The sequence below is a fragment of the Roseateles sp. genome, assembly GCF_039595295.1.
GTDB lineage: Bacteria > Pseudomonadota > Gammaproteobacteria > Burkholderiales > Burkholderiaceae_C > Roseateles.
In genome coordinates this window covers 1-22747 of sequence record NZ_JBCNLU010000039.1, presented here as the reverse complement: position 1 = coordinate 22747, position 22747 = coordinate 1, and the positions used below count along the sequence as shown (strand labels likewise).

Annotated in this window: 27 protein-coding genes; 14 read left to right on the top strand and 13 right to left on the bottom strand. The window is 69.7% G+C overall.

Features of this window, described 5'->3' with window-relative positions:
• Positions 1 to 2 precede the first annotated feature (2 nt).
• The 4 genes from ABDW59_RS20675 to ABDW59_RS20660 are packed head-to-tail and all read left to right on the top strand — an operon-like array spanning position 3 to position 1599.
• A complete protein-coding gene (locus tag ABDW59_RS20675; RefSeq protein WP_343632637.1) occupies positions 3 to 251 on the top strand; it encodes a hypothetical protein in 249 nt (82 codons plus the stop codon).
• Positions 248 to 796, top strand: a complete 549-nt coding sequence (locus ABDW59_RS20670; RefSeq protein ID WP_343632635.1) for a lysozyme — start codon at positions 248 to 250, stop codon at positions 794 to 796. Before ABDW59_RS20675 ends, ABDW59_RS20670 begins: the two co-directional genes overlap by 4 nt.
• Complete coding sequence (locus ABDW59_RS20665) at positions 793 to 1317, top strand: DUF2514 family protein (RefSeq protein ID WP_343632633.1); 525 nt, start codon at positions 793 to 795, stop codon at positions 1315 to 1317. Before ABDW59_RS20670 ends, ABDW59_RS20665 begins: the two co-directional genes overlap by 4 nt.
• A 9-nt stretch (positions 1318 to 1326) precedes the next feature.
• Positions 1327 to 1599, top strand: coding sequence for a hypothetical protein (locus ABDW59_RS20660; RefSeq protein ID WP_343632631.1), 273 nt, complete (start codon positions 1327 to 1329; stop codon positions 1597 to 1599).
• A gap of 10 nt (positions 1600 to 1609) precedes the next feature.
• Here the strand turns inward: ABDW59_RS20660 and ABDW59_RS20655 are convergent, their stop codons facing one another.
• Entirely contained in the window at positions 1610 to 1801 is a 192-nt protein-coding gene (locus ABDW59_RS20655) for a hypothetical protein (protein WP_343632629.1), read from the bottom strand.
• Positions 1802 to 1840: 39 nt separating this feature from the next.
• Between ABDW59_RS20655 and ABDW59_RS20650 the strand changes: the two genes are divergently transcribed.
• Complete coding sequence (locus ABDW59_RS20650; protein ID WP_343632627.1) at positions 1841 to 2632, top strand: SOS response-associated peptidase family protein; 792 nt, start codon at positions 1841 to 1843, stop codon at positions 2630 to 2632.
• 138 nt (positions 2633 to 2770) lie between these two features.
• On the opposite strand, the gene ABDW59_RS20645 is transcribed toward ABDW59_RS20650, so the two are convergent.
• From ABDW59_RS20645 to ABDW59_RS20625, 5 genes are all read right to left on the bottom strand, one after another.
• The gene (locus tag ABDW59_RS20645; RefSeq protein WP_343632625.1) at positions 2771 to 3505 is read right to left on the bottom strand and encodes a hypothetical protein; all 735 of its coding nucleotides are present in this window, start codon (positions 3503 to 3505) and stop codon (positions 2771 to 2773) included.
• A gap of 256 nt (positions 3506 to 3761) precedes the next feature.
• Positions 3762 to 4154, bottom strand: coding sequence for a hypothetical protein (locus ABDW59_RS20640; protein ID WP_343632623.1), 393 nt, complete (start codon positions 4152 to 4154; stop codon positions 3762 to 3764).
• A gap of 290 nt (positions 4155 to 4444) precedes the next feature.
• On the bottom strand, positions 4445 to 5662 hold the full coding sequence (locus ABDW59_RS20635) for a ferritin-like domain-containing protein (RefSeq protein ID WP_343632621.1): 1218 nt from the start codon (positions 5660 to 5662) through the stop codon (positions 4445 to 4447).
• Entirely contained in the window at positions 5628 to 6518 is an 891-nt protein-coding gene (locus tag ABDW59_RS20630; RefSeq protein WP_343632619.1) for a PhnD/SsuA/transferrin family substrate-binding protein, read from the bottom strand. The genes ABDW59_RS20635 and ABDW59_RS20630 overlap by 35 nt, the downstream gene beginning before the upstream one ends.
• 9 nt (positions 6519 to 6527) lie before the next feature.
• On the bottom strand, positions 6528 to 7643 hold the full coding sequence (locus ABDW59_RS20625; RefSeq protein ID WP_343632617.1) for an acyl-CoA dehydrogenase family protein: 1116 nt from the start codon (positions 7641 to 7643) through the stop codon (positions 6528 to 6530).
• 419 nt (positions 7644 to 8062) lie between these two features.
• On the opposite strand from ABDW59_RS20625, the gene ABDW59_RS20620 reads away from it, so the two are divergent.
• The 5 genes from ABDW59_RS20620 (at position 8063) to ABDW59_RS20600 (ending at position 11945) form a co-directional block, all read left to right on the top strand.
• Complete coding sequence (locus tag ABDW59_RS20620; RefSeq protein WP_343632615.1) at positions 8063 to 8929, top strand: transporter substrate-binding domain-containing protein; 867 nt, start codon at positions 8063 to 8065, stop codon at positions 8927 to 8929.
• 63 nt (positions 8930 to 8992) lie between these two features.
• Entirely contained in the window at positions 8993 to 10411 is a 1419-nt protein-coding gene (locus tag ABDW59_RS20615) for an FAD-containing oxidoreductase (RefSeq protein ID WP_343632613.1), read from the top strand.
• A 224-nt stretch (positions 10412 to 10635) separates the two neighbouring features.
• Positions 10636 to 10758, top strand: a complete 123-nt coding sequence (locus ABDW59_RS20610; protein ID WP_343632611.1) for a hypothetical protein — start codon at positions 10636 to 10638, stop codon at positions 10756 to 10758.
• A gap of 145 nt (positions 10759 to 10903) precedes the next feature.
• Positions 10904 to 11518, top strand: a complete 615-nt coding sequence (locus tag ABDW59_RS20605; protein ID WP_343632609.1) for a serine hydrolase domain-containing protein — start codon at positions 10904 to 10906, stop codon at positions 11516 to 11518.
• On the top strand, positions 11460 to 11945 hold the full coding sequence (locus tag ABDW59_RS20600; RefSeq protein WP_343632684.1) for a hypothetical protein: 486 nt from the start codon (positions 11460 to 11462) through the stop codon (positions 11943 to 11945). The genes ABDW59_RS20605 and ABDW59_RS20600 overlap by 59 nt, the downstream gene beginning before the upstream one ends.
• Here ABDW59_RS20600 and ABDW59_RS20595 read toward each other — a convergent pair.
• A complete protein-coding gene (locus ABDW59_RS20595; protein WP_343632607.1) occupies positions 11903 to 12973 on the bottom strand; it encodes a LacI family DNA-binding transcriptional regulator in 1071 nt (356 codons plus the stop codon). The genes ABDW59_RS20600 and ABDW59_RS20595 overlap by 43 nt on opposite strands.
• Positions 12974 to 13151: 178 nt before the next feature.
• On the opposite strand from ABDW59_RS20595, the gene ABDW59_RS20590 reads away from it, so the two are divergent.
• The 3 genes from ABDW59_RS20590 to ABDW59_RS20580 all read left to right on the top strand — a co-directional run bounded on the left by ABDW59_RS20590 (position 13152) and on the right by ABDW59_RS20580 (position 15042).
• Complete coding sequence (locus tag ABDW59_RS20590; protein ID WP_343632605.1) at positions 13152 to 13886, top strand: glycosyltransferase family 4 protein; 735 nt, start codon at positions 13152 to 13154, stop codon at positions 13884 to 13886.
• A gap of 45 nt (positions 13887 to 13931) precedes the next feature.
• On the top strand, positions 13932 to 14378 hold the full coding sequence (locus ABDW59_RS20585; protein WP_343632603.1) for a hypothetical protein: 447 nt from the start codon (positions 13932 to 13934) through the stop codon (positions 14376 to 14378).
• Positions 14379 to 14523: 145 nt separating this feature from the next.
• Complete coding sequence (locus ABDW59_RS20580; protein WP_343632601.1) at positions 14524 to 15042, top strand: DUF6265 family protein; 519 nt, start codon at positions 14524 to 14526, stop codon at positions 15040 to 15042.
• A gap of 60 nt (positions 15043 to 15102) precedes the next feature.
• Here the strand turns inward: ABDW59_RS20580 and ABDW59_RS20575 are convergent, their stop codons facing one another.
• From ABDW59_RS20575 to chrA, 6 genes are all read right to left on the bottom strand, one after another.
• Positions 15103 to 16011, bottom strand: coding sequence for a DMT family transporter (locus tag ABDW59_RS20575; protein ID WP_343632599.1), 909 nt, complete (start codon positions 16009 to 16011; stop codon positions 15103 to 15105).
• 45 nt (positions 16012 to 16056) lie between these two features.
• Positions 16057 to 16830 carry a MerR family transcriptional regulator gene (locus ABDW59_RS20570; RefSeq protein WP_343632597.1) on the bottom strand — a complete coding sequence of 258 codons (774 nt, stop codon included), beginning with the start codon at positions 16828 to 16830 and terminating at the stop codon, positions 16057 to 16059.
• Positions 16831 to 16897: 67 nt separating this feature from the next.
• Positions 16898 to 19273 carry a TonB-dependent receptor gene (locus ABDW59_RS20565; RefSeq protein ID WP_343632595.1) on the bottom strand — a complete coding sequence of 792 codons (2376 nt, stop codon included), beginning with the start codon at positions 19271 to 19273 and terminating at the stop codon, positions 16898 to 16900.
• 148 nt (positions 19274 to 19421) lie between these two features.
• The gene (locus ABDW59_RS20560) at positions 19422 to 20045 is read right to left on the bottom strand and encodes a LysE family translocator (RefSeq protein ID WP_343632593.1); all 624 of its coding nucleotides are present in this window, start codon (positions 20043 to 20045) and stop codon (positions 19422 to 19424) included.
• 90 nt (positions 20046 to 20135) lie between these two features.
• A complete protein-coding gene (locus tag ABDW59_RS20555; RefSeq protein WP_343632591.1) occupies positions 20136 to 20945 on the bottom strand; it encodes an AraC family transcriptional regulator in 810 nt (269 codons plus the stop codon).
• 37 nt (positions 20946 to 20982) lie between these two features.
• Entirely contained in the window at positions 20983 to 22209 is a 1227-nt protein-coding gene (gene chrA / locus ABDW59_RS20550) for a chromate efflux transporter (protein ID WP_343632589.1), read from the bottom strand.
• Positions 22210 to 22287: 78 nt separating this feature from the next.
• Here chrA and ABDW59_RS20545 point away from each other — a divergent pair, with 78 nt between their 5' ends.
• Positions 22288 to 22662: a hypothetical protein gene (locus ABDW59_RS20545; protein WP_343632587.1), complete on the top strand. Its 375-nt coding sequence runs from the start codon at positions 22288 to 22290 to the stop codon at positions 22660 to 22662.
• Positions 22663 to 22747 lie beyond the last annotated feature (85 nt).

Here is a 22747-nt window from a genome sequence, read left to right as displayed (position 1 = left end):
ACATGAAACCTGAGATCAAGGACATCGTCATCGAGGCCGCGAAGGCGGCGCCTGCGGCCGGCGCCACCGTGCTCTCGTCGCCCTGGTGGGTGTCGATCAACTGGACCGGCGTGCTGACGGGCGTCTTCATCGTCCTGCAGATCCTGTACCTGCTGCGCAAGTGGTGGCGGGAGGAGACCAGCTTCGGGATGTGGATGAAGAGCAAGCTCGGGGCGCCCGTGGTCAGCAAGCCGATGGAGCTCGACGAATGAGCGACGGCAAGCTGAAGTACTTCCCGCACCTGGGCGGCGCGCTGGTGCTCGGCGGCGCCGGCCTGCTCGGATTCCTGGGCAACTGGGAGGGCGCAGGCGAGTACACGGTCTATGCCGACAAACTGGCCGGCGGACTGCCCACGGTCTGCGAGGGTCTGACCAAACACGTGACGTCGACGCCGATCATCGTGGGCGAGAAGTGGTCACGCGCGAAGTGTGATGCCGAGGTAGGCGCGGCCGTCGCGCGCGTGCAGATCCAGCTGGCCGGTTGCTTCAAGATCCTGCCGCCGCAGCGCGTCTTCGACGCCGCCAGCAGCCACGCCTGGAACCTCGGCGCGCCGGCCACTTGCGGCAGCGGCGCCATGGCCGCGTTCAACCGCGGCGAGTGGGATCGCGGGTGCCGCCGGCTGAGCCGAGGCGACGACGGGACCATCGTCTGGAGCTTCACCAGCCGCATGGTCGACGGCAAGAAGGTCTTCACGTTCGTGCAGGGCCTGGCCAACCGCCGGGCAGCCGAGACCGACCTGTGTCTGGGGGCGGCGTGAAGGCGCTCATCGAGCGGCTGCTGACGCCAGTCCTGGCGCTGGCGCTGCTGGCAGCCCTGGTGCTGGCCGGCGTGCAGTGGCGCGCGGCCCTTGTCGCCCGAGCCGCGACGGACAAGGTCACCGCCGACTTCGCGACCTACCGCGCCGACGCTGAGCGCAATCACGCCCAGGCGATCGAGCTGCGCGCCAAGGTGGCGGCGCAACGAGACAAGCAACGCCAGGAGGCAATCGATGCTGAACACACCGCCCGCGTGGCCGCTGAGGCTGACGCTGCTCGCCTGCGGGCTAGCTCTGGCCAGCTGCAGCGGTACGCCACGGATCTCGCCACCTCCCTCGGTGATCGCGCCAGAGAATCCGCCGCCGCTGCCGGCAGCTGCCCGTCAGCCAGCGCCGCCGCCGGACTGCTTGCCGACGTGCTCGGCAGGATGGACGCGGCTGCGGAGCGAGTGGTCCTCTATGCTGACCAAGCCCGCCTCGCCGGCCAGCTCTGCGAGCGAACTTACGACGCCCTGATGCCCTAGGGGAACGCGATGTGGCACGCTGAAGTGACCAGCCTGATCCTGCGCGAGCTCGTGACGCTGGACGACTTCGACGGCCACATCCCCTATGGCGCAATCGCGACCGTCGACCTGCTGGACCGAGGCCGCGCGTTCATCCGCGGGACCCTCCGCCGCGACGGGACAGACCTGACCCCGCGCGACTTTCGCGACATCGCGCGCAAGCTGCGTGACGAGTACGGGGTCCAGGTCATCCAGTACGACCGAAAGGGCCTGCTTCGGTCCTGGCCTACCGATCGTGCATAGCCGACTTCAGTCAGGGCAGATGGCTCGTGTCCACCGAGATCGCCTTGTAGACGCCAATCTCGTTGGGCCCCCGCTGGCCGTTCTCATCCTCAAGGATGAGGCCTTTGCCGTCGGTACCGCGAAGGGTGTACTTCTCCTCGCTGCCATCGACCCTCGTGATCTTGATCTTGGCGCCGCCCGGAATGGTGACAGTAGTGGCCATGGCTTCTCCCTGATATAGAGGTAGTGGAGCTCTGACTCTATGGCGTCGGACGCGTATGCCGGGCGCAGAATCGAGGCCATGTGCAACCTTTATCACATGGCGCCGAAGACCGACTTCGAGGTCTACGTCTGCCGCCACCTGGGGAAGCTCTGGCTGCCGGAGGCTGCGCCGGTCGGCATCAAGCCGACGGTCGGGCCGTTCGACACCGGGCTGTTCCTCCGGTCGGACGGGGAGGGCGGCGCCGTTGGAGAGTTCGGCCAGTGGGGTCTGATCCGGCCCGGCGCGCCAGCACGCAAGGACATGATGCAGCCCAAGGTGATGCCCGGGAAAAAGCCGCCGGCGCCGCGGCCGCGCAGCACCAACAACGCCCGCAGCGAAACCGTCGCCACCTCGCCGACCTTCCGTGGGGCGTGGAACGAGGGCCGGCGCTGCCTCATCCCGGCGACCTGGTACCAGGAGCCGAATTGGGAGACCGGCAAGAACGTGTGGTGGCAGCTCAAGCGCGCCGACGGCCTGCCGTGGATGCTGGCCGGGATCTGGAACCACTGGACCGAGAAGGACACCGGCGAGATCGTCCCCAACTTCACCATGCTGACATGCAACTGCGACGACCACCCGATGCTGGCGCGCCTGCACAAGCCAGACCCAAAGCTGCCGGCGGACAAGCAGGACAAGCGGGCGGTCATTCACGTCGAGCCAGAAGATTGGGCGGCCTGGCTGACCGGGGCGGTCGACGACGCCCGGGCGCTGATCAGGCCCCAGCCGGCGCAGTTCTTCGACCAGGCCGACGCGAAGACAACAGACCAGCTTCTGGCGCGCCAAGGCGGCTGACTGCTTTGCAGCGATTGCAGACAGTTGAGCTTCCAACCCGGAGCGGCGGCTGTCGGCCAGCAACGGGCTCTCATTAGCGGCAGCTTTGCGAAAAGGCTGGACACATATCTTCGGCGCACGACGTTCGTACTCGTCTGTCTAATTTGAACCAGTGATTCCAAGACGCCGGTCGGAATCCAATCGCGCCTGCTTTTCGGCCTCTCGTCGCTCCTCGGCCTGACACTCAGCCTCCATCTCGGCATCCCACTCCGCGACCGACCTCAACTTGTCGTTCTCCCAGCGAGTCTTCGCCGTAAGCTCGTCTATCTTGTCGTGCAACTCCCCCCATGAGTCTCCGTCGCGGTAAGCTGAGCCAATAACGGCCAGCAAGGTCTGTTGGATGGTCTGTATCGGCCGATCTTTAGCTTCCAAGTAAATATCCAACTCGATGTTTTGCTCTTTAAGCGCAGCGTCCGTGAGGTTACTGCTACCAATAATTACCCATTCGAGGCAATCATTTGGTTCACCACGCGACCACATACTGTAGAACTTCGCGTGGAGTCTCGGCAGGAATACGACTTCCATTCGCTCCTGGACACTGGGCGCGTAATTGCTGAGAGCGGCGACGACCCGGGTGCAAGTTTCGATTTTTTCCTTGCTTTGAGCCGGCGTGTCCATCGGGTGACGGTGGTCACCGATGAATAGCCGGAACTCGCGTCCCTGGTCAAGTTCGAGCCACGACTTCAATGCCTTGCCGAATCGCTCGAATACTTCCCCGGTGAGGTTTCTCGCATAACCCACGCCCACGTCGAATCGATCCCCCCGGCCCTGACTAAGCTTGCGCTCGATCGAGTCGAGCACGGTGGGGCCGTAGTACGCATTGATGATTCTCATAAAAGCTACTCCAAGGGTGTGGCAGCGCTGGCCGACGCTGCGCCCACGCCTCAATCCGCCTCCCAGCGCAGCAATCCAGTGAATGGTGGCACAGCGGCGTCTCCTTCGAGCGTATGGGGCACTGTCTGATCGGCAGCTTTACGGCAACGGGCTCGGGACAGCCAATGTCTGTTCAGTGTGGATTGCGGTCAGCCGGCAATCGCCGTCCGGAGGACCGCAATCAGCCTGAAGTGGACCTATCGGCATCAGCGCGCCGTCAGCCGGGCCTGATGTGATCTGGTAGCCGGGCGAGCACCTCGCGCCGGTACCGATCCTCGAGCTCCACTTCCTCGCGGGCCAGCATCGGCCGCATGAACCAGCTCTGCAGGTACGAGCGCTGTCCGCACGTTCCTTCGCCCTCGCGCTCGAAGCCGCTCACCGTCCAGGCGCCCAGCCCGGCGTGCACCACGATCGCCTCGAACAGTGGCAGCGGCATCTTGTCCGGGTAGTTCGGATGCTCGCGCAGCCGCGCGACCCTGGTCAGGCGGCGCGTTTCCTCGTCGCGCTCCTCGCTGATGCACAGCATCCCGAGCACCTCGTCCTGCTGCGCGAAGAGGGTCTGGGTGAGGGCGGCGCCCTGGCTGAATTTCCGACGAACGTGCCAATACATGCTGTGGATTTATACAGCATTTGAGCCAGAAATCGCTTCCGCAAAGTCGTTCCGTCTATGCGGTTCGCGACTGAAGAAGATGCCGCAGAATGCAGCAGATGCGGAAGCTAAAGTGGGCTAAGTGACTGTCGGCATTGAACATTGTTCGAGACTCGAAATCAGGCGTACGGTATCCCCGTACCGGGGGTTCGAATCCCCCCCTCTCCGCCAACGAATCAAGCACTTAGCGAGGAATCGCTAGGTGCTTTTTTCATGTCTGTTCCCGACGTCGTGTGCGGGGATTTCTGCCCTCACATGAAGTTCCTCGTATGCAGCCCCGCCAGCCTCTCCGCCTCTTCAGGCGTGAAGCCCAGCCGCGTGAGCCTGGCTTTGCGCCCGATCGCCATCTCCGCCTGCAGCCGCTGCACCGCCTGATGCCCGCGCGCGATGTCCGCCGGCGCGAGCGAGCCCGCCGCCAGCAGCACCAGCGCATCGAAGACGTGCTCATTCAAACCCGTCGTCGCGGCGAGCTCGTCATAGCGTGTCTCGATCGCGTTCCTCAGGCTCGCGACATAGCCCGGCTCCATCGCGACGCGGTGCTCCACATGCGCCATGCCGAAGGCCACATGGCGCGCTTCGTCGCGCGCGGTGAGGCGCGCGATCTGGCGTGTGATCGGATCGGGCGCGTGTTCATGCAGAAAGTTGAGCAGGTTGACGAAGGTCCCTTCGCCCAGCACCGACAGCAGAAAGGTCGCCTGCGAAAAGTCGTGCGCCTCCAGCAGCGTCCTCAACGAGGCCTGCCCGCCCGCGCTCGATCGCGCCGGGCCTGAACCCCGCAGCGTCGCGCGGCGCGTGAAGACCTCGACGTGTCGCGCCTCGTCCGCGCATTGCAGCGCGAGCAGCTGCATCACCTCGCGGTAATAGGGATGGATGCGCCCGAGATGCCGCGCGGGCACGAGCAGCGCGGCGTTCTCGTTCTCGATCAGATAGGTCATGAGCTGCACGACCGCGGCCTCGAGCTCGTCGGGTACGACGGTCGCATCGGACCAGGCGATGGCCTGCTCCGGGTCCCATTGCGCAGCGGCGGCCTGGCGATAGAGCGCCCCGGCCGTCGCGGCCCACAGCTCGTCGCGTCGTGTGAGCGTGAAGTCGAACGAGGGACCGCCCGCCTCGACGAGCGCGCCCCGCGCCGCGAGCCCCCAGCCGGGCGACGCTTCCGCCAACGGCAGCTCACCGTCGGCGAGCAGTGCAGGGCCCGTGGACAGCGCGTCACGCCATCGCCCGTCCGCCTGGGCCGAGCGAGTGACCCACGCTTCGCAGCGACCGTCGGCGAGTTCCTCCACGCGCAGCCCGTGGCCCTGATGCCGGCACCATGCGCTCAGATGCAGCTGCCAGGCCGGCGCGCTGCCGCGCACGCGCAGCTCGTCGCCGGGCGCGACCTCCGCGAGCGCGCGGCGCAAGAGCAGCAGCGCGCCCTGATCGAGGCCCAGCCCCTCAATATCGATAGTCGGCGGCGAGGATGCGTCCATCGGCGGCATAGAAGGCCTCGTCGTCCACCGCGCGCGTCAGCAGCGCGTAGCCGCTGGTGCGGCCGGGCCGCCACGCACGCAGGCCTTCGAGCTCCAGCAACGGGCGCACCTTCGGATCGTCCCAGCGCATGGAGAGCAGCAGCTCGGTGAAGCGGCGCAGCGCGTCCTGCGGCGCGCCGGGGCTGGTGGTGAAGTTGCAGTGATCGAAGAGGCCGGTGGTCGCGAGGATCCGCGTCCCGCCCGCGGGCAGCGTGCCGTCCAGGCCGAAGGCCAGGTGATTGCCGTCGATCAGGCAGCAGGCATCGACCTCGCCGGCGAGCATCGCCTTCGCCGCATCGCGCTCGCCGCCGATGTGATCGCCGTGCTTGCCGCCCAGCACGTCGAATCGACGCACTTGGAAGTCCCTGCCGCCGACCAGGCCCTGCTGCCGCAGATGATCCAGTGGAATCAGCGTGGCCTGCGGAGAATCGATCGCGCCGACGCCCAGCGTGCGGCCGCGCAGATCCGCGACCGAGCGCAGGGGCGAGTCCTCCTTGACGACGATCACCGAGCGCAGATCGCAGTCGGTGTCGCGCATCGCGATGGCCTCGACGGATTGACCGCGCGCGGCGGCGATGCGCCGCGCGCGCTCCCAGGCCAGCGGCGAATTCCAGGCCACGTGGATGCGGCCGTCGAATTGCGCCTCGACCTGGCGCTCGTAGTTGGAAAAGAGCAGGTAGTCGAAGGCCAGGCCGTGCTCGGCGAACCACGCCTTGAAGCCCTCCCAGATCGTGACCACCTTGGGCGCGTAGGCCACGGCCCCCATCAGCAGCGGCTCAGACACCGGCTCAGACAGCGATTCAGAACGCACGCTCATCTCGTCTCCTCAGAACAGCGGCAGGCCGGTGACCGCCTTGCCGATGAAGTCGTAGAGCACGTCCGAGGTCGGCCCCATCACGCTCGCGGCGCGCGCGTCGCGGAACAGGCGCTCGATGCCGGCCTCCTTGCGGAAGGCCGCGCCGCCGCACACGCGCATCGCGATGTCGGTGACCTCCAACGCCGTTTCGCCCGCGGCGGCCTTGACCTCCAGCACCCGCAGCATGGTGTCGGGCCGGCCCGCGCCGATCGCCGCGATCGTGTCCTGCAGCAGCGCGCCGGCCATGTCGGTCTTGATGCGGCCGCGCGCCAGATAGGCGCGGATGGTGGGCAGGTCCGCGAGGGCGCTCTCCAGATGCTGCAGCCGCGTCTGCCCCACATGGCCGGCCGCGCGCATGATCGCGCCCTCCATCAGGCCGACCGAGCAGGCCGCGCTCAGCACGCTGAACCACGGCAGCACCACGCCCATCATGGTCTCGAAGCCCTTGCCGTCCTCGCCCAGCCGCGCGTCGGCGGGGATCAAGACCTCGGCCGCGGTGATCGGCGTGGACGCGTTGCCGCGCAGGCCCAGGCCGTCGAAGCCGCCGGGCTGGCTCAGGCCGTGGGTCTTGGCGTCGACCAGCCACAGCGTGCTCGCGCCCTCGGCGGCAAGCGGGCGGCTGGACCAGACGTAGCTGTCCGCCTCGAAGGCGCTGGTGACCCAGCTCTTGCGCGCGTCCAGCATCACCTGCGCGCCACTGCCGCGCGCGGTGCCGACGGGTGCCCAGAAGTGACTGCGTGAGCCGGCCTCGGAGAAGGCCAGCGTGCTCAGGTGTTTGCCGGCGGCGATGTCGCGCCGCACGGACTCGGTGCCGAGCGCCTCGATCACGGCGGTCGCCGAGTAATGCATGCAGACCACCATCGCGGTGGACGGGCAGTCGCGGGCGATGCGGCCGACCACCTCGGCGGCCTCGCGCAGACCGGCGCCCTGGCCGCCGACCGCGGTCGCGGAGACCAGCCCCAGCAGCCCCGCGCGGCTCAGCGCATCGATGGCCTCGCGGGGGAAGCGGCCCTCGCGATCGGTGCGGATGGACAGCGGTTCGATGACGTCGCGGGCGATGACGTCGACAGCGTCGAGATGGCTCATGGATTCCCTCTGCGTTGCAATTGGCGCGAGCGCCAGATCGCCGGGACGCGCGGTCGCGGCGGCGGAACTTCACGGTGGGGTGAGCCATGGATCCGGCGCACGCTGGGACCGTCGCTGGCGACGATCCTGCTGCCCGCACGGGGCAAGCACGAGTCCGGGTCAAGCTCCGATCCCGGGGCGGCTCGACGCGCGCGATGCGTCGTCGACGTCCCCATCGGTCGGGTGCCCCTCGGTAAGGGCCGGTCCAGTCTAGAGGCGCGCCGACCCGGCCGTCAACGAGGCAAGTCCCCGGGCGCGAGTCGCTCGCCAGCGCGCTTCGGCGACACGCGCATGAGGGGGACCACGCAGCAATTCCCCCGGATGAAAGCGGTACGCTGCACGCTTGCAGTACCCCCGGCGCGCCGACGCCAGCCGTTTCGATGAACAAGAACATGGAGACACCCGGGCCTCGCGCGCCCGCCGAGCACCGCACGCCTGCGGCGCTGTCGCGTCGCGCGCTGCTGGGCGCGGTCGCCTTGGGATGGAGCGCCGCGCACGCCGCGCCGCCGGCCCGCGAAACGCGAGACAGCCGCGCGCCCGCCCGCGTCATCCGCGCGCTGGCCGAGGCCTGGCCGCCCTATCTGTACCGCGATCCCGACGGCACGATGCGCGGCATGGACGCCGAGCTGCTCGAAGCCATCGCGCGCCAGGCCGGCTACGAGCTGCGCTGGGTCCAGGCGCCGCCGCAATGGCGCAAGCGCCGCTATCGCGAGCTGCTGAACGACCAGTTCGACGTGATCTTCTCGGCCACGCCGTCGCCGCTGAATGCGAAGACGGTGATGTACACGCGGAGCTATCGCAACGAGGTCATGATGGTCGCCGCGCCGGTCCCTCACGACGCCAAGCTCGACACCTTGCGCAGCTTCGACGACCTGATCGCGGGCCGCGTCCGGCTGCTCCACGTCGAATCCAAGGGCCTGGGCGCCGAGTTCGAGGCGCATCGCCACAAGCTCGACGAGGCCGGCCTGCTGATCCCGTATCCGACCACGCGCCAGGGCATCGACATGCTGCGCCTGGGCCGCGCCCCGCTGATCCTGGGCGACGCGCTGGACCTGGACACGCAGGCGCGGCTGTCGTCGATGCGGCTGATCCGCCAGCCCTACGGCTACAGCTCGCAGCCGGTGAGCCTGATGCTCGGACGCCGCCGCCTGGGCGAGCAGGACCTCGCGCGCATCGATCAGGCGATCTTCACGCTGGAGCAACGCGGCACGCTCGCCGCGATCCGGCGCCGGCACGGACTTCCCTGAACGCGCCCCACCGTCACGCGACGGTGGCAGACTGGCTCCCGCCGCAACCACCGGGGAGTCGTCGTGAGCGAATCATTCGATGCCATCGTCATCGGCGCGGGCCAGGCCGGATCGCCCCTGGCCGAGCGCATGTCCAACGAGGGCTGGCGCGTTGCCGTGATCGAGCGCTCGCGCGTCGGCGGCACCTGCGTCAACACCGGCTGCATTCCGACCAAGGCGCTGGTCGCCAGCGCCCATGCGGCCTGGGTCGTGCGCGAGGCCGCGCGCTGGGGCGTGCGTGCGGGCGGTCCCGACGGCATCGGCGGCAACGGCGTGGACCTGCCGGCGGTGATGGCGCGCAAGGACCGCATCTCCGGCAAGTCGCGCCAGAACGTCGAGGTCTGGTTGCGCGGCATGAAGAACGTCGAGCTGGTCATGGGCCATGCGCGCTTCATCGACCCGCACACCATCGAGGTCGACGGGCGTCGGCTGCGCGCGGACCGCTTCTTCATCAACGTCGGCGGGCGTCCGGCGCAGCCCGGCGTGCAGGGCCTGGACAGCGTCTTCTGGCTGACCAACGCATCCATCATGCGGCTCACCGAATTGCCGCGGCATCTGGTGGTCGTGGGCGGCAGCTACATCGGACTGGAGTTCGCGCAGATGTTCCGGCGCTTCGGCGCCGAGGTCTCGGTGGTGCAGCGCGGACCGCAGTTGGTGCCGCGCGAGGATGCCGATGTCGCCGAGGCGCTGCAGGCGCTGCTCGAGGACGAGGGCCTGGCGATCCGCACCGGTGCGGAGTGCGTGCGGCTCGCGCCGGCCGAGGGCGGGACCGGCGCAGGCGGCGACGTCGCCGTCCATGTCGACTGCCAGCGCGGCGACCCGGTGCTGCGCGCGAGTCACGTGCTGGTCGCGACCGGCCGCCGCCCCAACACCGACGACCTCGGCCTGGAGCAGGCGGGCGTGAGGCTCGACGAGCGCGGCAACATCGTCGTCGACGACCGCCTGGTCAGCAGCGTGCCGCACATCTGGGCCCTGGGCGATTGCAACGGCCGCGGCGCCTTCACCCACACCTCGTGGAACGACTTCGAGGTCGTGGCCGCGAATCTCTTCGACGGCGCCTCCCGCGGCGTCGGGCAACGGCTGGTGACCTATGCGCTCTACACCGATCCGCCGCTGGCGCGCATCGGCCTGAGCGAGCGCGAGGTCCGCGCCACCGGCCGTCCGGCGCTGATCGGCACGCGGCCGATGACGCGCGTCGGCCGTGCGGTGGAGAAGGGCGAGGACAAGGGCTTCATCAAGATCCTCGTCGACCAGGAGACCCAGGCCATCCTCGGCGCCAGCATCCTGGGCGTGGACGGCGACGAGGCCATCCACTCGCTGCTGGACGTCACGGTGGCGAAGCGGCCCTACACCGAGGTCATGAACGGCGTGCGCATCCATCCGACCGTCAGCGAGCTGCTGCCGACCGTGCTCCAGTCGCTGAAGCCCTTGGAACCGTCTTAGCCGCCTCGATCTCTTTGGCCGTTCTTCATGTGGATCGCGGTGCGGCATGCGGCCGCTCACGTTGCTGGCGCGCGCGGTCGAGCGGCGCGATTCGCAAGACCTGGCCCCGCTGGGCGTCGCGCCCAGGCATGACGAGCTGATGCCGCTGGTCGGCGCCTTCGACGCCTTGCTGGCACGGCGAGCAACCCAGCGAGATCTCCGGCACCGGACTGGGACTGGCCATCGTGCGCGAAGCCGCGCACCGGCTCGGCGGCGAGGCGTCGATGGCGGATGGGCTCGCGCGCGCCGATGGCGGCGTCGGGTTGGCCGTCGTCGTGCGCTGGCAGCGGGTGCCCGCGACGACATGAGCTTCGGCATGGCCCCTTCGGCAGGGGCCCTCGACAGGAGCGCCGACATGAGCGTCGGCATGGGCGCTCCGGTGTGAGCGATCTTTAGCCAATCTTGAGGTTGGCTGCGAAGAATGCGGAGCGTCGTCCACTCGCCGCCACCGTCATGACGTCTCCGACTCGCCATCGCTCGCCCAAGCCGCACCTCAAACTCGATCTCGATCTGCATCCCGCGACGCCGCTCTCCACGGGCCGCTCCCGCATGGTCTTCGCGCTGGTGCTCGGCGTCTCGATCGCGGCGGCGATCATCCTCAGCGCCTGTGGCTCCGGCGACGGCCGGCGCGATGGCGGCCCCTCCAACCGGGCCGCGTCGCTCGCCGTCGTGCAGCGCGCCGCGAGCGACGCGGCCGCCGCCGGTCTGGTCGGCGTCGCCGTCGTCCACCTCGACGCGAAGCGGGGCGACGCCGCATCGACCGCGCCGATCGCATTGACGGCAGTCGCCGGCGTGCGCCGCATCGGAGGCGACGACCCCATCCGCGCGACCGACTTCTTCCAGATCGGCTCCACGACCAAGGCCATGACCGCTGCGGTCGCGGCGCGCCTGGTCGAGCGCGGCCAGATCGCCTGGACCACCACGCTGGCTGAGGCGCTGCCCGATCTGGCCGAGGGCATGCTGCCCGCCTACCGCGTCGTGACCTTGGAGCAGCTGCTCAACCATCGCGGTGGCGTGGCTGCTTTCACCGACTCGTCCGACGCTCACCGAAGCGCCCATCGGTCATGACGGCGTGAAGGGCAAGGTCACCGCGATCGCGCCGTTGGAGGTCGGCATGGCGGCCTGGCTGGCGGTGCTCGCGCCGAGCGGCGGCGGGCTGGCGCTGCCGCCGGAGAGTTACGCCGTCTGGCTGCGCTGGCATCTGAAGGCGCTGCGCGGCGAGCCGACGCCGCTGCCCACCGCCTACGTGCAGCGCCTGCGCGCGCTCAAGTCCGGCGAGTACGCGCTGGGTTGGCAGGGCGACGACATCGAAGGTCGCGCCGTGCTCGCCCACAGCGGCGAGGACCGCGGCTACAGCAGCCTGGTGATCATGGGCCGGCAAGGCCGCAGCGCGTCCTTCGTCTTCACCAACACCGAGTCGCTCGGCGACGACTGGGTGATGAGCACGCTGACTCAGCGGCTGGTCGACATGGAGCGCGCGCTGCCGCCGCGCTGAGGCGCGGGCGGTCGCACCGACTGGCGCAGCACCAACTCGGGCTCCGGCGCATGGACGCGCGGCGCGCGGTGCTGCAGCAGGTCGAGGATGGCCAGCGCCGCGCGCCGGCCGAGCTCGGCGACCGACAGGCTGACGGTGGTGCGGGGCGGGCTGGCATGCGCGGTGGACAGCAGATCGTCGAAGCCGACGATGGAGACGTCCTCCGGCACCCGCAGGCCGCGGCGGTACAGCACCTGCGCGGCGCCGGCGGCCATCTGGTCGTTGGCCGCGAAGATGGCGGTGAAGTCGACGCCCTCGTCCAGCAGCGCTTCGGTGGCGGCGGCGCCGCCGGTCTCCAGATAGTCGCCCGCGCGCATCAGCGCGGGATCCATGCCCAGGCTGGCTTCGGCCAGCGCGGCGCGGTAGCCGCGTTCGCGCTCATGGGAATCGGGATGCGAGACGTCGCCGCCGATGAAGGCGATGCGCGCATGGCCGCGCTCCAGCAGATGGCGCGTGGCGGCGCGCGCGCCGTCGAAGTCCTTGGACGGCAGCGCATGCAGGCCGGGCGCTTCCAGCGCGCGCCCGGTCACGACCACCGGCAGCTCGCGTGCGAGCTCGATCAGGAACTCGTCCTCCAGCATCCCCGTCAGCACGATGATCCCGTCCACCCGGCGCATGCGCATCGCGTGGACGCAGCGTGCTTCCTCCTCGGCGTTCCAGTGCCCGCTGGCGACTACCAGCCCGTAGCCGGCGGCGGACAGCGTTTCCTCGATGCCGCGCAGCATGAGCGCGTAGAAGGGGCTCTCCAGGTACTGCGCCACCAGCCCGACGCTGAAGGTCCGCCCGTCCGCCAGCGCGCGCGCCAGCGTGTTGGGCACGAAGCCCAGCTCCTCGACGGCGCGGCGCACGCGGGCCTGCTTCTCGGCGCTGACGATGGCGGTGCCGTTGATCACGCGCGACACGGTGCTCGGCGACACGCCGCAAGCGGCGGCGACCTTGCCGAGGGTCACGTGGGAGGAGGTCGGCAGCAGCGGCTTGCTTCGCTTCATGGGGCTTCTCTTGAGGGCTGTCTCGGGCGGGGCGCGGACCCGGTCCGAAGCTCGGTCGCGGGACTATGAAAGCGCTTTCTCTTGGGGTGACGTTAAGGCCGAATTCGGCGTCGTGCAAGCCGCGCAGTGAGTGGGTATGGCGCTTGCCGCCCGCCGCTTGTTGACCGAAAGGATTCCCATGAACCGGCAGCGAGGTCCAGGCGCGCCGCACGTCGTCGAGTTGCTCGGCGCCTCCGAGGAGGACGCCGATGCCGACGGGCAAGCCGCCGCACGGCTGGTGGAGCGGCTCGTCGCTCAACTGGGGCAGAGCGGTGCCCTGCGCTTCACCGTGCTGTGCACGGCGGAAGGGCCGCAGGCGGAGCGCTTGCGCGCGCTAGGGGCCGAGTTGGTCATCGTGCCCATGCCCGACGATCCGCCCTGGCACGCGATCCAGGTGCTGGTCGGGCTGATCCGCAGCCGCGACGTGGACGTGCTGCATGCGCATCTGCCCGGCGCGCATCGGCTGGCGGGACTGGCCGGCCGCATCACCGGCGTGCCGGTGCTGTGCACGGTGCAGGGGCAACAGATCGACATGCCCGATCTGGAGGTCCACCGGATGATCGGCAGCCAGTTGAGCGTCGTCAGCGAGGCCAGCTACTTCCACGCGCTGGGACTCGGGATCGCGCCGGAGCGATTGGGCTGCGACGCCTTCGATGCGGAGGCCGACATGGCCGCGCAGACGGCCAGCCTGCAGGCCATCGGTCAGCGATTGGTCGGGATCGCGGTGGCCGCCGCAGTGGCGCCGGCGGCCGATCCGATGGGGGAGGCGCCGTCGCGCGGTCTGGCGCAGGCGCGGGCGCTGGTTCAACCCTTGCAGCCGCAACAAGCCTTGCAGCCGTTGCAGCCCTTGCAGCCGCAGCGACCGGCACGGTGATTGCCGAGTGAGTTCACCTTCCAACCACTCCTCAGGAGAGATGTCATGACTCCTCGTTCCAAGATCACCACCGTGGCGATGGCCATCGCCTTGGCTTCGGGCGCCGGCATCCTGTATGCGCAAAGCGGTGGACAGGGCGGCAGCTCGGGCTCGGTCGGGGCGCGCGATCAGACCAACGATCCGCTGTCCAACAACAACGATCAGATGAAGCAGCCGCCGGCCACGCAGACCACGCAGCCGCCTGCGACCCAGGCCGCGGATCCGGTGACCGGTCAGCCGCCTCAGCCCCTGAATCAGCAGCAGGGGCAGACGGCCACCAGCAGCCAGAACAACGGCAACAACACGACGACCGAGCAGCGCCAGGACCCGAACGTGCGCACGCAGCCGGACAGCTCGATGAACAGCGATTCGACGAGCAACAACAACAGCAGCAACAGCGGCAGCAGCTACAACAGCGACAGCACGCTGCCGGCGCGCGAGGACCGCAACTGACCGCGGCCACCGACGACCGCGGCTGAAGGCTTCGGCCGACGGCCAAGGTCGACCGGATCGGCACCCGGAAACCGGGGAGCCTGCCCTCTGGCGGCGGCGTGGCGCCGGCGGTAGATTCGTGCACCCCCTGCACGGAACTATCGCCATGCGCCACGCCGCCGCTTCGATTTCAGCCTGCGTTTTCGCCGCGCTCGTCCCGCTCGCGCTGTCGACGGCCGCCCCACGGGCGCAGGCCGCGGAGCCCTCCCTCGAGCCGCTTGGCTGGCTGGCCGGCTGCTGGGCGGCGGAGAACGCCGATGCGGGCTCCGTCGAGCACTGGTTGCCGCTTGCGGGCGGGACCATGCTCGGCGTCAGCCGGACGGTGAAGAACGGCCGCACGGTCGATCACGAGTTCCTGCAGATCCGTCGCGACGCCGAGGGTCGCGTCGTCTACGTGGCGATGCCGGCGCGGCAGAAGGAGGCGAGCTTCACCGCCATCACGATGGGCGAGCGCGAGGTGACCTTCGAGAACCCCACGCATGATTTCCCGCAGCGCATCCTCTACAAGGCGGTCGGCGAGGACCGCCTGGCGGCGCGCATCGAAGGCCAGCGCAACGGCACCACGCGCGGCATCGACTTCCCGATGCGGCGCGTGTCCTGCGATGTGGCGCTCAAAGCGCCTTGAACGCTGGCTGAGGCCAGGTCCGGCGACCGATGGGCGTGGCGAGGAAGCGCGCTCAGCCGGTCAACGCCGGGTGCGCCGCGCCAGCCACACGCCGACGGCGGCGATCGCCATGCCCAGCATGGACAGGCCGGTGAGGGTCTCGCCGAACAGGGCCCAGGCGATGAGCGCGGTGGTGGGCGGCGTCAGGTAAAAGAGGCTGGCCACATTGACCGCGCTGCCGCGCCGGATCAGTACATTGAGCAGGCTCACCGCACCGATCGACAGCACCAGCACCAGCCATCCCAGCGCGAAGACGAAATGACCGGTCCAGCGGACCTGCGTGGTTTCGGTCAACAGCGCGAGCCCGGCGGTGATGATCAGCGTCGGCACGAACTGGATGACGGCGCCCGTGCGCAAGTCGAAGGCGGGGCAGAACTTCTTCTGATAGAGCGTGCCGGCCGTGATGCCCAGCAGCGCGATGACCGCGGGCGTGAGCATGGTGAGCACCGCCGCGCCGGAGACGGCGGCGGTCTTCTGTGCGACGACCAGCGCCACGCCGACGAAGCCCAGCGCCAGGCCGGCCCATTGCGGGCGGGAGATGCGCTCGCCAAGGAAGGCGCGGGCGCCCAGCGCGGTGACCAGCGGCTGCAGCCCGACGACCAGGGCGGTGATCCCGGCGGGCAGGCCGCGCGCGATGGCGGTGAAGACGCCGCCCAGATAGACGCCGTGGACCAGCAGCCCGGTGATCGCGATGTGGCCCGAGGCGGCGGGGCTGGCCGGCCAGGGCGCGCGGGCGAGCAGCACGACCGGCAGCATCAGCACGATCACGATGGCATAGCGCCAGGCCAGGAAGGTCAGCGGCTCCGCGTCCGGCAGGCCGAACTTGGCGCCGATGAAGCCGGTGCTCCAGACGGCGACGAAGAGCAGCGGGAGGAGGGGGCTGTCGGCGTGGGCGGGCGCGGATGCTGGCGTGGCGGTCGGCTGAGTCATGGGCGCCGATGCTACCGAGGCCCGCGCCGCCACGTGTCCCGGAGGTCACAAGACCGGCGACTCCGCGTGCGATTCCGGGTGCGATGGCAGGCCGGCGGCCGGCTTCACGGCCGCCACGGCGGCGTCGATGAAGCGGGCGAGCGCCGCATCCATGCCGCTCAGCTGGTGGAAGCCGGTATCCGCTTCCACCATCTGACGGCCCTTGCGCCGGATCTCCTCGTCGACCGGCACCAGCGCTTCGAGCGCCGTCCATTCGAGAGCGGCCTCCCGCATCGACGGCGCGTCGGGCGCGACGCCGGCTTTCAGACCCTCGCGGAAGGTCTTCAGCAAACGGGGAACGTCCCGCTTGAAGCGATCGAGGTCGGACGGCGCGAGCGCCTCGCGCAAGGTGTGGAGCTGGTCGATCTCCTCGGCCGAGTAATGGCGTTCGAAAACGCGCTGCGCGTTGATCAGGCGCAGCAGTTCCTCGGTGCCGGGCGCGTCGCCTCCGCGAGCGCGAGCCGATACCCGACGCAGGTTCGACAGTAACTGCTGTTGAGCCGCGATGGCGGCCTCGACGGCCGCGATCTGGCGGTCGAGCAGCTCGGCCAGCGGAACGACGGCATCCGGTGCGAGCAGCGGCGCGATGTCCTTCAGTGGCAGGCCGATCTGGCGATACGCCAGGATGCGGTGCAGCCTCTGCACATCCGCGTCGCCGTAGAGCCGATAGCCGCCGTCGGTCCGGGCTGACGGCAGAAGCAGACCGAGCTGTTCGTAGTGATGCAGCGTGCGCACGGTCAGGCCGGTACGCTGCGCGAGGTCGCCGATGGAGTAGGTCATGAGGGGCTGTGAGTGATGACGCCCGGATCATGAACCCTGACGTCACGTCAGGGTCAAGGGGCGGGGCTCACCAGCGATAGCCCGCCTTCACGACGTACTGCCGCCCGTTGAAACCGAAGGGCGAGAACTGCGTGTAGCTCAGGATGCCGCCGACGGCGTTGGCGGCGATGACCTTGTCGGGGTAGCGGTTGGTCAGGTTGTCGACGCCGACGCTGGCGTTCCAGTGCCCGGACTCCCAGCCCGCCGAGATGTCCGCCACCCAGGCCGCGCCGAATGTCTGGTCGTTGGCCGCATTGCTCTGGCGCACGACGAAGCTGCCGTAGCGGCTGAGCGCGACGCGGCCGCTCCACGGGCCCCAGCGGTGCTCGGCGCTGGCCACCAGCTTGTCCTTGGGCGAGCCTACCGTGGCGCGCGCCAGCGTCACGCGGTCGATCAGCTCGAGCTGGTTGGCGGTCAGCAGCGCGGGGTTGTCGGCGACGCGCCGGATCGAGTTCTCGATGTGGCTGAAGGCCAGCGAGTAGTTGCCGCGGCCCCAGCGGCCCCAGTCCTGGCTCAGCGTGCTGACCAGGTCCACGCCGCGGGTGCGCGTGTCCAGCGCGTTGGTGAAGTAGCGGCCGGCGCTGACCAGCACGCCCTGCGCGGCCAGCTGCGCCCGCAGCGTCGCCGGCAGGCTCAGGTTGGCGGAGAGCAGCACGCGGTCGTCGATGTCGATCTGATAGGCGTCGATCGTGGTCTGCCAGTTGGCGGTGGGCTGCAGCAGCAGGCCCAGGCTCAGGTGGCGGGACTTCTCCGCCTTGAGCGGCTGCGCGCCCAGCGCGTTGGCCGCGGGCGAGCCGACCGGTAAGGTGCCGGCGTCGACCAGCGCGCCGTTGATCAGGTTGGTCGAGGTGGTCGCGAAGTACTGCTGAGCCAGCGAGGGCGCGCGGAAGCCGGTGGCCAGCGTGCCGCGCAGCGCGACGGCGGGCGTGAAGGCGTAACGGCCGGAGAGCTTGGCCGAGGTGGCGTTGCCGAAGTCGCTGTAGTGCTCGGCGCGCAGCGCGGCGGAAGCGCTGAAGTCCTTGGACAGCTGCGCCTCGACGCCGGCATAGACGGCCTCGTTGTGGCGGCCATGGCTGCCGGCGTTGGACGGCTGGAAGCCCGGGAAGCCGGACGCGCCGCCGTTCTGATAGGAGCCGGGCTCGCCCGCATCGATGCCATAGCGCTCACGGCGGTACTCGGCGCCCAGCGACAGCGTCAGCGGCGCGAAGAGGCCGGCGTCGATCTCACGCGACAGGTCCGCATTGAGGACGGTCTGCTGGTTGGTCAGCCGGCCGGCGTCGAAGCGCGTCGGACTGGCCGCGCCCAGCGAGTAGTTGGCGGTGTTGGCGACATCGATGTCGAAGCGGTTGCGGCCATGATTGACGCTCACGTCCCAGCGCCAGCCGGCCGCCTCGCCGCGCACGCCGAGCACCGCGCCGATGTCGGTGCTGGCGCTGTTCTCCAGCGGCAGGAAGCCTTGCGGATAGAGCGTGGCGACGCCGTTGGCCGTCGCGGTGGCCTGCGTGCGCCAGAAGGCGGCGCTGATCGAATCGCGCCGGCTGAAGGTGGCGACGGCGTAGACCTGCGCGAGATCGGTCTTGCCCCATTGCGCGTTGACGACGGCCGCCTGCTGCGTGCTGTCGGGATCGCCGAGGCGGTTGTTGACCAGGCCGCGGCGCGGCTCGGTGGCGGCGTCGCGGGTGTCGACGCCGGCGCGGTTGGTGCGCTGCTGATGACGGGTCTCGACGGCCAGCCGGGCCCAGCCCTCGTCGCCGAGCGCCAGGCCCAGGCTCGCGGAGGCGGCGCCGCGGCCGCCGTCGCCGGCGTCGGTCTGGCCAGCCTCGAGGCTGATGTCGCCGCCGGTCGCGCCCTTGCGCAGCACGATGTTGATGACGCCCGCGATCGCGTCGGAGCCGTACTGCGCGGCGGCACCGTCGCGCAGGACCTCGATGCGGTCGATGGCGGCGAGCGGAATCGCGTTCAGGTCCACCGGCGCGGAGCCACGACCCTGCGTGCCGTTGATGTTGACGACGGCGGAGGTGTGGCGCCGCTTGCCGTCGACCAGGACCAGGGTCTGGTCGGGCGACAGGCCGCGCAGCTGGGCGGGCCGCACGGCGTCGGAGGCGTCGGTCAGCGAGGGGCGCGGGAAGTTGAGCGAGGGCAGCAGCTGACCGAGCGCGCTGGCGAGGTCGGCGGCGCCGGTGCGGCGCAGGTCCTGGCCGCTGAGGACGTCGACCGGGGATTCGGAATCGGCGAGCGTGCGGTCGACGCGGCGCGTGCCGGTGACGACGACTTGGCCGAGCGCGCTGTCGGCGGTCGCGGCGCCGGTCGGCGTCGACTGGGCGAAGGAGGCAGCGGGCAGCGCGGACAGGGTGGCGAAGGCGGCGGCAGCCGCGGCGCAGGAGGCGAAGCGTTCGATGGTCAAGGCGGGCTCTGAGCGGAGTGGAGGGGGCTCGCGCCGCCGGACGGCGCGACGCGAACTCGATCCGTCAGGGTGCCGCTTGGGGCGGTTCGACCCAAGGAAGCGATCGTCAGAAGCTCATGCAGGGTTCTTCCTCGATGCCGACGCGCGTTCAGCGTTGCACCAGCGCCAGCTTCACGCCCAGTCCGACGAAGGCGGCCGCGAAGCCGCGCCGCATCCAGCGCAGCACCGAGGGACGCTCCAGCACGCGGTGTCGCAGCGCGGCGGCGAAGACGCCGTAGATTGCGAAGACGGCGAAGGTCATCGCCATGAAGACGGCGGAGAGAGCGAGCATCTCGCGGGTCGGCTGGGCCGCGTCGGCGGCGATGAACTGCGGCAGAAATGCGACGAAGAAGATCGACAGCTTGGGGTTGAGCAGGTTCACGAGGATCGCATGGAAGACGATCTCGCGCGCCGGACGAGGCGGAGCGTCGGCCTGGACGGCGAGGGCGCCGCGATCGCGCAGCGCGGCCCAGGCCATGTAGAGCAGGTACAGCACGCCCGCGACCTTGATCGCGTCGAAGGCGGTGGCGCTGGCGTGCAGCAGCGCGGCCAGGCCGGTGACCGCGGCCAGCATGTGCGGAACGATGCCCAGCGTGCAGCCGATGGATGCCATCACCGCGGCGCGCGCGCCTTGCGAGAGGCCGGCCGCCAGCGTCACGAGCGCGCCCGTCCCGGGCGACGCGACGACGATCAGCGAGGTGATCAGGAACTCAGGACTTGTGATGGACGACACGGGCGGCCTCGGAGATGGCGATGGACACGGGGTCATCGTCGGCCGGGGCGGACGGAGCGTCTTGGATGAAATTGCAGCGGCTCAGCCTGCTCAGCGCGAGGCCTTCGCATAGGCGCCTGGGGAGAGACCGAAGCAGCGGACGAAGTGCCGGGTGAGGTGGCTCTGGTCGCAGAAGCCGGAGGCGGCGGCCGCATCGGCGAGCGGGAGGCCGCTTGCGATCAGGCCGCGAGCGAGCTGGAGCCGGCGTTGGATCAGATACGCATGCGGCGTGAGGCCGGTGGCGCGCGAGAAGGCGCGCAGGAACTGGAAGCGGCTCAGGCCCGCGTCCGCAGCGAGGGTGGCGAGATCGACCTCGCGGGTCGGGTCGTCGTCCAGACGCGTGCGGGCGGGCGTGATGCTCGCGGGTGTGACCGGCGTTTCGCTGGATCGGGGCGACAGCAGGTCGGCGAGCAGCATCAGCAACGCGGCGTCGGCTTGCAGCGAGGGCGCGGTGGCGGGCTCGGCGATGAGCGCGGGGAAGAGCGCCTCGAAGCGGCGCGCGAGGCGGGCGTCGTGCAGCGTGGGGTGGGTGAACTCGACGTCGCGCGTGAAGGCGCGGCCGGTGAGGTCGGCGGCGAGCTCGAAGACGCGTTCGGGGTCGAGGTAGAGCATGCGCCAGCTGCGACCGTGGTCGCCGATGGGGGCGCCGTCGTGGACCTCGCCGGGATTGACGGTGATGAGATTGCCCGCGCCGGCCTCGACCATGCCGCGGCCGCTCGCGGACTTCTGCGCGCCGCGATCGATCAGGCCGATGCCGAACTGGTCGTGCACGTGTCGGGCGAAGGATCGCGCGGTGTCGGCCCGCACCACCTCGACGCCGGGGAGGCGGCTGGGGAGGAGGGTGAAGGGTGGGGCGGGCATGGTGGCGTAGGAGTCGAGGAGTCGGAGCGTGGGTCCGTCAGAAGCCTTGAAGCGCCGCGCCGGCGATCGCGCAGAGCACGACGACGGCGAGCGGCGGCACGCGCGCGAGGACCAGCAGTCCGAAGGCCGTGAGCGCGAGGCCGAAGTCTGCCTTGGAATGGATGGCGCTGGTCCAGAGCGGGTCGTAGAGGGCAGCGATCAGGAGCCCGACGACGCCCGCGTTGACGCCCATCAGCGCGGCGCGCACGGTGGTGCGGCGGCGCAGGCTGTCCCAGAAGGGGAGCGCGCCAACGACCAGCAGGAAGGCGGGCGCGAAGATCGCGAGCAGGAAGACGAGGCCGCCGATCCAGCCTTGCAAGGGCGTGTGCATGACGGTGCCGAGGTAGGCGGCGAAGGTGAAGAGCGGACCGGGGACGGCTTGCGCGGCGCCGTAGCCGGCGAGGAACTCGGCGTTGCCGATGGCGCCTGAGGGGACAGCGACTGCTTGCAGCAGTGGCAGCACGACGTGACCGCCGCCGAAGACGAGGGCGCCGGTCTGGAAGAAGCCGCTCAGCAGGGTGAAGAGCGGCGAGCCGGTGTGGGCGGCGAGAAGAAGGCCGATGAGCAGCGCGGCGAAGAGCGCGAGCGAGATCGCGCCCGCGGTGCGGGAGACGGTGGTGAGCGGAAGCTCATGGGGACCGTCGGTCGGCGGGGCCTTGAACGCGAGGAGGCCGACGATCGCGCAGACGACAAGGGCGCTGAGTTGGCCGAGGGTGGAGGGGAGGATCAGCGCGAGGAGCGCTGAAAGGATGGCGAGGGCGGCGCGAGGCGGGTCGGGACAGAGGGTTCTGGCCATGCCCCACACGGCCTGGGCGACGACCGCGACGGCGACGACCTTGAGGCCGTGGACGGCGCCGGAGTCGGCGACGAAGGCGAAGTGGGAGATGCCGTAGCCAAAGGCGATCAGCAGGATCGCGGAGGGCAGGGTGAAGCCGATCCACGCGGCGAGGGCGCCGAGCCAGCCCGCGCGGAGCATGCCGATGGCGATGCCGACTTGGCTGGAAGCGGGGCCGGGGAGGAACTGGCAGAGGGCGACGAGGTCCGAATACCGCGCGTCGTCGAGCCAGCGACGGCGCTCGACGAATTCAGAACGGAAGTAGCCGAGGTGGGCGATCGGTCCGCCGAAGGACGTCAGGCCGAGGCGGAGGAAGGTGAGGAGGACTTGCCAGGGGGAGCCCTGGACAGGGACGATCTTCGGGAGCGGCGTGGCGGCGGCGGGCGGCATGGCGCGATCATCGCGCACGGGGATGTCAGACCTCCATAATCCCGCGCCGCCCGTCAAACCGCGCTATCGCATTCATCCATGCCGAAACTGCTTCGCGTCCTTAACATCCTGCAGCTCGCCCTCTTCGCGCTCGTGATCGTCCTCAACCTCGCGTTCGCGCGGCCGAGCACCAGCAGCGATGTGTTCACTGTGCTTTGCTTGCTGCCCGCAGGCGTCGCGCTCATCGCGGCGCGGAGCGACTCCAAGCGGCTGGCCAGTTGGGCGGCATTGGTGCTGAACACACTGTGGGCCCTGCTGTGCGGCTACATGGTCGTGAAGCTGCTGATGTGGGCGCCGAGCAGATGGGTGGTGCTGGCGATCGTCCCGATGCTGCTGATCGCGTTGTGGAACTTGGCGATTGCATGGATCCGGTTGTTTCCCGCGGATGAAGCGGCGCGGGAATCTGCTGCCTGACGCGGTCGGCATTCACCGGGGCCAGAAAGCAAAAAACCGCCTCCCGGCGGTTCTTCACTTGAATGAGGTTGACGAGCCTTACCCT